Consider the following 1273-nt stretch of genomic DNA (forward strand, 5'->3'; position numbering starts at 1 on the left):
CGCCCAGGGCGTGTGCTAGCGTAGGGGCAAACCCGCTTCTCCGGGAGGCCCGGGGTACTTGGCTCGTTCGCGTCCTCGCCCTTTGGGCTGTGGAATGCGAACAAACCAAGCACCCCGGGTCTCCCTGCGTTTTTGCCACCTACAGGTCTGTGAGCTGACGTTGTTGAGGGCGCTTCTGTACCCTCTCGGTCTTTGGCTTCGGGCTTAGTGGGCGATGGCCTTTAGCTCTCTTCTTTTGCTGGTAATTTGTTGGGGGCTGCTTGCATCTTGCTCGGGGCCTTCGCTTCGGGCTCACTGGTCTGGTAGCCTTGCGCCAATTCTTTGTGGTTAGTGCTGTGTGGGGGTGCCTTTGCATCTCTTGTGCTGAGGTTGGCCCCTGCTTTTCCCACAGTCACAATACTTTCCGCTTCGCTTACTCGCGCTTATAGAACGACTGCAGCCGCTGGGGTGTGCGGGTCGTGTACGGCGTTGTGCGGGGGTGGGTAATGGGGTACTATGTGATGCCTATGCGGGCGTGGCGGAACTGGTAGACGCGCTGGATTTAGGTTCCAGTGGGGGAGACTTCGTGCAGGTTCGATTCCTGTCGCCCGCACCACTTTGCATGCAAGCCGGCCTTCGGGTCGGCTTTTTTCATCTTGTGGATTAAACAGCTGCATGGCCTGTCAGCAAATATGGGCCGTGGCAAAAATCGCGACTATTCAGCAATATGCATTTTGGTTTTAAGGCGATTTCGGCCCCGCTGCAGCGCGGACGGCTGCTTACCCCCTTCGTTTGTCCGTAGATTAACCAGAACGTTCACCCAAATGCTCAAGAAGCACCTAAACTTACGACCGCTCACGTTCAACGTGCTCCCTGTAAAGGGATGGGTTGCTGAATAGTCTCGATTTTTCCACGCTGACACCTGGATGGCGAAAGAGAGGCGTAATTTTGTGCATAAAAGAGCGCTGAAATGCCCTAGCTTTGAATATTCAATAAGTGTGGGCGTTTGTCGGAGCGTTAATCCATAGGTGGCGAAGCGCCACGACGGGTGCGGCTCCGGATATATCGTGCCGGGCGAGTTCCGCAGCAAAGCGAGGACTGTCTGAGCCCGGCATGATATATCCGGAGCCTCAGCCTCGCAGGTCGTATCTTCGGCTTGGATTCACGCGCATTTGAATCTTGCGCCATAAAACTGCGCATGGGTTCTGAAGCCCTTGCGGTTATCCTCGCACCAAGGCGCGCTTACTGCTAAGATAACTCTGTTTTGTGCATGCGGGAGCGCCACCCGGCCACC

The 1273-nt window shown here is 56.0% G+C and carries 1 tRNA gene; it reads left to right on the forward strand.

The features are described from left to right. Positions 1-508: 508 nt before the first annotated feature. Positions 509-595 (forward strand) — tRNA-Leu (locus Q4P78_RS08910). The last annotated feature ends 678 nt before the right edge of the window (positions 596-1273 follow it).

Origin of the sequence: Rothia sp. (in: high G+C Gram-positive bacteria), from assembly GCF_030540545.1 — a bacterium.
Classification (GTDB): domain Bacteria; phylum Actinomycetota; class Actinomycetes; order Actinomycetales; family Micrococcaceae; genus Rothia.